This window comes from Mycobacterium sp. (assembly GCF_052145595.1).
In the GTDB taxonomy this organism is placed as follows: domain Bacteria; phylum Actinomycetota; class Actinomycetes; order Mycobacteriales; family Mycobacteriaceae; genus Mycobacterium.
Genome location: NZ_JBKQOI010000291.1, coordinates 1 through 8,917, shown reverse-complemented (window position 1 = coordinate 8,917; position 8,917 = coordinate 1). Strand labels below are relative to the sequence as shown.

General features: G+C 63.1%; 7 protein-coding genes and 2 pseudogenes. 5 read left to right on the top strand and 4 right to left on the bottom strand.

Features of this window, described 5'->3' with window-relative positions; genetic code table 11:
* The coding region (locus tag ACLP4W_RS25015; protein ID WP_442390079.1) for a class I SAM-dependent methyltransferase at positions 1–388 on the top strand (388 nt) is incomplete at its 5' end.
* A gap of 38 nt (positions 389–426) precedes the next feature.
* Here the strand turns inward: ACLP4W_RS25015 and ACLP4W_RS25010 are convergent.
* Positions 427–522, bottom strand: a pseudogene (locus ACLP4W_RS25010) (hypothetical protein); the annotation flags it as partial.
* 117 nt (positions 523–639) lie between these two features.
* Here ACLP4W_RS25010 and ACLP4W_RS25005 point away from each other — a divergent pair.
* Complete coding sequence (locus tag ACLP4W_RS25005) at positions 640–1,065, top strand: hypothetical protein (protein ID WP_442390081.1); 426 nt, start codon at positions 640–642, stop codon at positions 1,063–1,065.
* A 45-nt stretch (positions 1,066–1,110) separates the two neighbouring features.
* Here ACLP4W_RS25005 and ACLP4W_RS25000 read toward each other — a convergent pair whose 3' ends face one another.
* The 3 genes from ACLP4W_RS25000 to ACLP4W_RS24990 all read right to left on the bottom strand — a co-directional run bounded on the left by ACLP4W_RS25000 (position 1,111) and on the right by ACLP4W_RS24990 (position 5,479).
* Positions 1,111–2,289, bottom strand: coding sequence for a PPE family protein (locus ACLP4W_RS25000; protein ID WP_442390078.1), 1,179 nt, complete (start codon positions 2,287–2,289; stop codon positions 1,111–1,113).
* A gap of 72 nt (positions 2,290–2,361) precedes the next feature.
* Complete coding sequence (locus ACLP4W_RS24995; RefSeq protein WP_442390077.1) at positions 2,362–3,198, bottom strand: PE family protein; 837 nt, start codon at positions 3,196–3,198, stop codon at positions 2,362–2,364.
* 520 nt (positions 3,199–3,718) lie between these two features.
* The gene (locus ACLP4W_RS24990) at positions 3,719–5,479 is read right to left on the bottom strand and encodes an NAD-binding protein (protein WP_442390080.1); all 1,761 of its coding nucleotides are present in this window, start codon (positions 5,477–5,479) and stop codon (positions 3,719–3,721) included.
* Positions 5,480–6,038: 559 nt separating this feature from the next.
* On the opposite strand from ACLP4W_RS24990, the gene glnA reads away from it, so the two are divergent.
* The 3 genes and pseudogenes from glnA to ACLP4W_RS24975 form a co-directional block, all read left to right on the top strand.
* Positions 6,039–7,475, top strand: coding sequence for a type I glutamate--ammonia ligase (glnA, locus tag ACLP4W_RS24985; protein WP_442390076.1), 1,437 nt, complete (start codon positions 6,039–6,041; stop codon positions 7,473–7,475).
* A 370-nt stretch (positions 7,476–7,845) separates the two neighbouring features.
* Positions 7,846–8,130, top strand: a complete 285-nt coding sequence (locus ACLP4W_RS24980; protein WP_442390075.1) for a hypothetical protein — start codon at positions 7,846–7,848, stop codon at positions 8,128–8,130.
* 287 nt (positions 8,131–8,417) lie between these two features.
* Positions 8,418–8,555, top strand: a pseudogene (locus tag ACLP4W_RS24975) (pyridoxamine 5'-phosphate oxidase family protein); the annotation flags it as partial.
* Between the last annotated feature and the right edge of the window lie 362 nt (positions 8,556–8,917).

Below are 8,917 nucleotides of genomic sequence, written 5' to 3'. Positions count from 1 at the left end.
CGATGGCACGATGCTGCTGCACACGATCGTGCTGTTGAGCAGGCAGGAGCTCAAAGAGCGCAATCTGCCGATCACGATGCGGCATGTGCGTTTCTTCAAATTCATCCTGGACGAGATCTTCCCCGGCGGCCGGGTGCCGACGGTGGCACGGGTCGAGGAGCACGCCACGAAGGTCGGGTTCACGGTGAGCCGGATCCAGCGGCTGCAGCTGCACTACGCGAGGACGCTCGACATGTGGGCGGCGGCACTGGAGGCTCATAAGGACGAGGCGATCGCGATCCAGTCGGAGGAGGTCTACGACCGGTACATGAAGTACCTGACCGGCTGTGCCGAGTTGTTCCGCGACGGCTACACCGATTTGTGCCAGTTCACGCTGGAAAAGGGATAGTCCAGGTCACCATCGTGAACGGGCTCGACGCGTCCGACTCAGGAAAGAAAGCGCTTGCGGAGGCGGTCGGACGGCCCGGGATGGCGACAGGTCTGGTATCGCTCATGCAGGTCTCGCGCAAGCTCGGGCAAAGGGCGTCGGTTGTCAGCCGAGGCGACGGCGAGTAAAAACCAGAGGTAACCGGCTAGCTTTCTTTGCCAACCGCACGTGTGTGGTCGCTCCCAACCGTTTGCCCAAGCGGGGAGAAAAACATGGACATCACGCGCGCGATCGCCGCAGCCGCGATCTTCGCCGCCGTAGCTGCCGGAGCACCAGCTGCACCCGCATCCGCCACTCCCGCGATGAGCGGCGACTACATCCTCACCGAGACCAACCCAGCTGGCCAAACCACTCAAACCGACTGGAACATCAATCCCTGCGGTGATGGATGCATCGACATACGAGCCGGGGCCGGAAATAGCCGAGCGCAGTTGATCCATGGTCAATGGGTGATCGACATGTTCGACAACATCCGTTGCCCGGACGGTACGAGAGTTCCCTACGCCGCGAACGCCCACATAACGTGGGATGCAAATACCCTTGCGGGCACAGATCAACAGGTCTACATGCAGGCAGCCTGCGGCCAACCGGCGGGATACACACGAACCAACCAGATACAACTCAGACCGGCAGCTTGACCCGGCTTTTCGCATATGCCCACACGCGTTCGCGCCTCTTTTCTGTCATACGAGGACCATTTTGGGCATCACCGTGGGTTTGAATCCGTACCGCGGCCCGCCGAAGCCAAGCGATTTCCCGGCCGTGGCCATCGCCGGCATCCCAGCTGGCACCGCTGCCATTGGCGCCGCTTCCTCTGGGGCGACGGCCCAGCCGGAGCCCGCTAACGCCGAAGCACCAGAGCTTGTCGCCGGGGTGGCCACTGACCAACTGGTCGGCACCGACAAACCACCAACCGTGGCTGCCCGGCCTAAACCCGCCAGCACCGGCGCGCCACCGAAGCCGGTAGAGCCAGCCGGCACCAGCGCGCCCGCAAAGCCCGTTACCCCCGAACCGCCCGCAACAGTCTCGGCGCTGGTAGCTGCGGCCGCAGCTGCTGGGGCACCGTTAACGGCGTGGGTAATCAACACCGTAGTCGGGATGGTGTTCATGACCCACCAAGCCAGGGTGTTCACTATTCCGTTGATGGTATTTGACACCAGCGGGATGCTCAGGAGCGCAGGTGTGGCTTGGGCGGGCGCGGCAGCGGCGCTGAGCGGGGAGGCAAGTGCGGCAACCGCATTGGGCAAAGTGGAGATCGTCTGTATCAGCCCCGCCTGCGCGCCGGCGACGGCGCCGGCTTGGGCGACCGCGGCGGCTTGGCCGCCCAGCCCGGCCGGGTTGGCGGTCGGCGCAGGAGGGGCCATCGGGGTCAAGGTCCCGGCGCTCGCCGAGGAGGCGGCGTAGCCATACATGGCGGCGGCGTCTTGCGCCCACATTTCGGCGTAATGGGCCTCGGTGGCCACGATCGCCGACGTGTTTATGCCCAGGAAGTTGGTCGCGACGAGTGCCGCCAGCTGAGCTCTGTTGGCCACGATCATCGGCGGGGGCACCGTCGCTGCAAAGGCCGTCTCAAAGGCAGCCGCAGATGCCGTGGCCTGCATGGCCGCGTGCTGGGCGTGCCCCGCGGTGAGGTTCAACCACGCCACGTACGGCTGGACCGCGGCTGCCATCGATGCCGACGCCGGACCCAGCCACTGCTCGCCGGTGAGCTCTGTGATCACCGATTCGTAGCCCGCTGCCGTTGAACTCAATTCGACAGCCAGGTTGTTCCACGCCGTCGCCGCGGCCATCATCGGTCCCGCACCCGCACCGGCGTACATGCGTCCTGAGTTGATCTCTGGGGGTAATGCTCCGAAATCCATTTCTACATCCCTCTCCTTTGAGGAAATCCCACGTCTTGTGAGTCGGTTGCGAGCGCGATGGCGCCTGGGTTCCTAGACGACCGCCGGTCGTCCCATCACGGTCGGCTTGACGCCGTAGCGCGGCCCGCCCAAGCCACCGGCTTTCCCGGCCGTGGCCACCGCGGGCATTCCGGCCGGCATGGTTGTCACCGGCGTGCTTTGTGACGCCGGGGCTGTCCAGCCCTCGGTTGTCAGCTCGCCAGGGCTCGCCGCCGGGGCGGCGGCCGCGGCGGCCCAACTGGGCGGCACCGACAACCCGCCGGCCGGGGCCGCCTGGCCCAGACCCCCAAACATGGGAACCGCGCCTACGCCTGGAGAGGCCGCCGGCCCCATCGCGCCTGTGAAACCTGTTCCATCCAAGCCGCCCGCCGCACCCGCGGCATTGCCGGCGACGTCCTCATTGGCGGCGGGAAGAATACCGCCCTGTGCCATATCGAGCAGGTCCGACGTAGCGGAGCCCCAGTTCCCACCCCCGATGTCGAAGATGTTGGCAAGGCTGCCACCCGGCGGGTCAGCGGCAGCCGTATTGGCGGCAGAACTGAGGAGACCCGAGATCCCTCCCGACAAGGGCGAAGCAGTTGCATTGGAGTTGGCGAACTCAGTGGCTACGTACGAACCCGCGCTGACCCCCAAAGTGTGAACAAAGAGCTCATGAATCGCCGCGGCTTGGGCGTTGACCGACTGATACAGGGTGCCGTACGCCGCGAAAATTGCCGCCTGCATTGCCGACACCTCATCAGCGGCTGCGGGAATCACCCCCGTGGTCGGGGATGCCACGGCCGCGCTCTCGGCGGCCATCGCAGATCCGAGAGTTTGAAGCTTGCCCGCCGCATATGCCAACGCTTCAGGCTGTGTGGTCACGAAAGACATGGACGCCTCCTTGTTGCGTTTGTCAGAGTTATGGGGATGTAGTGATTTATCCGACGGCTGGAAGCCGCCGAGTTCTTTCCCGCCCCGTGGGCGTGAAAAGCCAATTCGCCGCAAGGCTGGCGAAAAATCGATGCCAAGTGGGCCCAGCCGGCATCACTGACACTGCGATCGAGCGCCGACGTCGCCTGGCTGCCTCGACTCCTGGGTCGTTGCGCAAGTAACGACCTCGGGACGGATCCGGAGCCCGGAACCGATGACGCGTCATGTCAGGCGCTCACGCTTGCGTCCTTTGGCGAGGGACCCTTAGGAGGGTCAAATTTCATGCTCTAATGCGCCTCAACCGCACACAAGGGTCTTAACCGCATCCGTGGGCCGTTTCGCGTTTCTGCCCGAGAGCAGAATTTGACAGTCTGACCCCGTTGAGCGGCTGGTCGTCAGCCAAGCCGCCCGGTATTTCTCTGTTTTCGACTTGGGCGTGGAGTTATGCGCGAATTGCGTTACGAAGCTGCGAAATCCGTCGTCAAACCTCGGTGTCTTGCGCCCATCTTGGCGGGCGCATTTGTGGCCCGTGCAGCGAACGCGCCGCCGCCAGTGCCGCCGAGCGCCCACCGTCGATCGCGGTCACCGGTGGAGGCTGGCCCTTGCGCAGCGTCGCGATCAGCTCGCGGTAAGGGCCGATGAGGTACGCGGTGTCGCCGGCTTTCAGTCGGGCGTCGCGGCGGGGGCGTAAGCTGACGGCCCCTTCCGGTCGAGTGATCGCGATGACGCGCGTTTGGGTAGACAAATCCACCATCCGCAGTCCATCCAGCTCGCTGCCAGCCGCCACGAGCATTCCGCCGACCATAAAGGAGCGCTGCCCGACCCAAAACGTCCCCAGCACCTGCAGGCCCATCGCGGCGCCGATGAACCAGGGGGCTGCCAAGTCGACGATCGACCGCACGTTTTCGAAACCGAATCGTTGATTGACCGCGGCGCTCAGCGCGCGCCCTTGAACGCGCATGACGATCGGCACCTTCGTATCGGATCCCAAGATCTCCAGCAGCACGATCCCGGTCTCGATGTTCTCCATGTCGTCGTTGTTCACCACCGCCACTCCGCGGGCGCGATCGACGCGCGCTGATTCCAGCGTCTGGCGCATCGTCGAGTCTCCGAAAATCACCGGCACGTCGAGTTCGGCCAAGGTCGGCAGGAAGCGGTTGTCCTCGTCGCCCTCGATGACAAGGACGTCGTATCCGGCAGCGGTCAGATCACTCACGACGCGGATGCCCACTGAACCCAATCCGACAACGACGACGTGGTCGCGCATATGCCGTGCCCGTCGGAGTCCGGCCGTTTGGACGAAGCGGCGCGACAGCAGCAGGTCCGCAATGAACGCGACGAGGATGGCGGTTACGATCGTGCCGCTGAACATCAACCCGACGGCGAACAGTCGCAGCCAAGAGGATTGTTGGCCGAAGCTGAAATCGCCATAGCCCACGGTCGTAATTGTCTCGGAGGTGAAGTACAGGGCGTCAATCCACGACATCCGCGGGTTCCGGTAGGTGAAGCGCACCACGACCGTCGCGCTGAGCACGAGGAACAGCGCGAATGCCAACGAGGGAAAAAGCAGCGGGTTCAGGTCGTCGCGCATGGCACGCGCGGCATCGATTATGCGTCGCGCCCGGGAGTGGCGAGAGCGCGTCGCGGTCGGGGGATGCACCGTGATGCCGCGGGCTGCCAATTCGTCTTTGACGCCGATCATCGAGGTCCAGTCGCCGGCGTAGACCTTCAGATCCCGTCCCGGACACGGGACCACCTCGCCGGGGGCGGGTGAATTCTTGCCGTGGACCACCGCCACCGGTGCCAGGTCGGCGTAGATCTCGCGCAGAGTCCCGTCGTACGGCGCCTCGGCTCCCCACACGACGAATTCGATACCGGCCGTGTCGAACTGGTGCGCGTTACGCGACAGAACCGCCTCGACAAGGGATGGTGTCGCAAGCTCGGCGACGTCCAAAATCGCGCCAGGGCCGTTAACGGCGGCCACCGCTTCGCGCAGCACGTCGTTGGCCAGACGTGCCACCACGCGGACATTCGGGCTGTATTGCCTTGCCAACAAAGCGATTTCGAGATTTATCGCGTCATTGGGCCCGGCGCACACAACGGCGCGCGCGCGATGTACCCCAGCGCCGTTGAGATCGGCGGCAGTGTTGATCTTGATTATCCGCGCGCCGGCACCCCTGAGCTCCTCGGCAATCGTCCTCGACAGCGGGTCGTCGCCGCTGACGATGATTTCGCGATGCATGATCTCGCGCATAGGGGGAGAACCGGGTTGCTCCATACGTTGTGTATGGTCCGGCCTTAGCTCAAGCCGGGGAATCGATGGCATCGTCTTCATCATTCGGCCGTGGCTTTGTGTTGTGCGGCATAAATACTCCCACCTCTGCTGACGCCTGCGTTCACTCGTTCGTATTCCGTTCATATGACTATCGGCCACTATGCCGGATAGTGCCACCGGAGCAGCCCGGATAGAGGAAGGTCAACACCGATGTGCCGCAAGCGGAGTCGCCTGCCACGACCTAATCGAACTCGCGTCTTTTTTGGGGCGCAACAGGTTCGACTCGCGGTCGTCACGCAGACGAAATAGTTCAGGCGTAGAAAAAACCGTCGCGCCAGTGATACCGACGTGAAAAGTCGTAATACTGGCGTGGTCTGTCGGGCGTTGTGTTGGCGCGGCGAGCGTGAGTTGTCAGTGACGCTGGCCCGGATGCGGGGTCGGCATGAGTGCCGCTGGCGCCACCAACAGGATCATGGCGGGCTGGGTTCGCCGTCGGTCCGCGGACAACCAACCAAAGGAGCCTTCTGTGTCCGAAAACACGCCCGACGACATCTTCAAACTTGTCCAGGACGAGGACATTGAGTATGTCGACGTCCGCTTCTGTGACCTGCCGGGCACCATGCAGCACTTCACGATTCCGATTTACGTCTTTGACGAGAACGTGTTCGAGGAAGGCTTGGCCTTCGATGGCTCCTCCATTCGCGGGTTCCAATCGATCCACGAGTCCGACATGCTGCTGCTTCCCGATCCGGAAACCGCGACCCTCGACCCGTTCCGCGAAGCCAAAACGCTCAACGTCAACTTCTTCGTGCACGACCCGTTCACCCTCGAGTTGTACTCGCGCGATCCGCGTAACGTCGCCCGCAAGGCCGAGAACTACCTGATCAGCTCCGGCATCGCGGACACCGCCTACTTCGGCCCAGAAGCCGAGTTCTACATCTTCGACAAGGTGAGCTTCGACTCGCGCACCAATACCTCGTTCTACGAGGTCGACGCGACATCGGGGTGGTGGAACACCGGAGCAGATACCGAGGCCGACGGCAGCCCCAACCGCGGCTACAAGGTCCGCCCCAAGGGCGGCTACTTCCCCGTAGCCCCGACCGACCACTACGTCGACCTGCGCGACAGGATTCTCACCAATCTGACCAACGCCGGCTTTTCTCTGGAGAAAGGCCACCACGAAGTGGGCAGCGGCGGCCAGACCGAGATCAACTACAAGTTCAACACATTGCTGCACGCGGCTGACGACCATCAAATGTACAAATACATCGTCAAGCAAACCGCATGGCAGGCCGGCAAGACCGTCACGTTCATGCCGAAGCCGCTGTTCGGTGACAACGGTTCCGGTATGCACTGCCATCAGTCGTTGTGGAAGGACGGCGTCCCACTGATGTACGACGAGGAGGGGTATGCCGGGCTGTCCGACATCGCCCGCCACTACATCGGGGGATTGCTCTACCACGCGCCGTCGTTGCTGGCCTTTACCAACCCGACGGTGAACTCCTACAAGCGGTTGGTTCCCGGCTATGAGGCCCCGATCAACCTGGTCTACAGCCAGCGCAACCGCTCTGCGTGTGTGCGCATCCCGATCACCGGCAGCAACCCGAAGGCCAAGCGGTTGGAGTTCCGCTGCCCCGACTCATCGGGCAACCCGTACCTGGCCTTCTCGGCGATGCTGATGGCCGGCCTGGACGGCATCAAGAACCAGATCGAGCCGCCTCCACCCGTGGACAAGGACCTCTACGAGCTACCGCCGGAAGAGGCCGCGGAAATCGTTCAGGCTCCGACGTCGCTATCGGCGGTGATCGACCGTCTCGAGGAAGACAGCGAATACCTCACCGAGGGAGGCGTTTTCACGCCCGACCTGATCGAGACGTGGATCGACTACAAGCGCGATTATGAGATTGCGCCGTTCAACCTGCGGGTCACCCCGTACGAGTTCGCGCTCTACTACGACGTGTGAGGCAGCTAACGCGCTGACCTGCGGCGCAGCTACGCATCGGTGGCCCTGGTCCGCAGTTGGTCCGCAGTACGCCGAATAAGCGATGTGCGGAACAGTTTTGATGAGGTATTGACGCTAATTTGTTGGGAGAAAACGGAAATGAACGGCAACGATCCCGTCGCTATCGAACCGGATCGCGCCTACATCGAGTAGGCCTCGACGCTGTCGCAAGACAGGCTGAGCACGCGACGATCCGCCCGCCGGGCCGACTAGGGTTTGCGGGCTCGGTTTCCTCCGTCCCTCGGGCGTCACAGGTGACGTTAGGCGATCACGCCAGGCCGAAAGGCCCTTGTCCAGACACCCGTGCTGGCATGGAAGATTAGGAATGTTCGTGTCAGCCAAGATCAAACAGGTGGCCGCCGTTGTCGGCCTCGGGTGGGTGACCGTTGTAAGTCCGGGTGTGGCGCACGCGCAGCCGCCGCACATTCCCCGGGACACTGACATCACCTGCCCTGACATCGCGGGGATTAACTACGTGCGGGATGCCAACGATTCGAATGCCTACTACCTCTGCGTGGATGGAGAGCAGAAGCACCACTTCCGATGTCCACAGGTCACGATATTAATCATGGCGATGCCGCCCAAGTGTGTTCCCTTCCCTCATGGCATGCCGTAGCCGTCGAAGCAATGGCATTGAAAAGAGGTCAGGAGGCCAGCAGTGATGAAGGAAGCCATTGTGGGCGCAGCGTTGGTTCTTGTCGCCGCTGGCTGCGTACCCCAAACACACACCAGCAGTAGCACCACCGCCACGACAACGTCTCACGCTCACGCCGTGCGCGCATGGGCCGAACTCACTAACACCCATATGCAAGACTTGGGGATCGCCGTGGGCAAGGCCAATATAGCCGCCGCTAGCCAGGACTACGCCGGTCTCGCGGCAGACTGCCACCAGGCGCATGCTGGGCGCACCGTGTAAACGATCCTGGCCAGGTCTCGCGCTATGAACGACTGCTGCGTCCGTGGGTCAATCACGCAGACACTGTGCTTGCCATCGAGCCCGACATCGTCACCGGATTCCACATCATCGCCAGCAAGAGGTGAACCCACCGGCCACGCCGGCTTAGACCAGCCAGCCCACCATCGTCACCGGCAAGACGGCCACCTGCTGTCCGGCAGGTCAGGTTCGGCAGATCGCAGGTCCCGAATTTCCAGTGCGCGTCGAAGGACACGGAGCATTCCGGTGGACCATCCGACCGGCGAAGTGGTACGACGACAGCCATCATTTGCTTCAGCACATAGGTGGGCGGCGGGCTGATTTTGAACGCAGCGGGTAGGGGCGAAGGCCGCCCGGCTGCTAATGCGAGACGAGGGTCAGGCGGCTGCTTAGTGGCCGGGTCCCATCATGCGACCGGGTCCCATCATGCGACCGGGTCCCATCATGCCGCCCATCATTCCCTGCATCA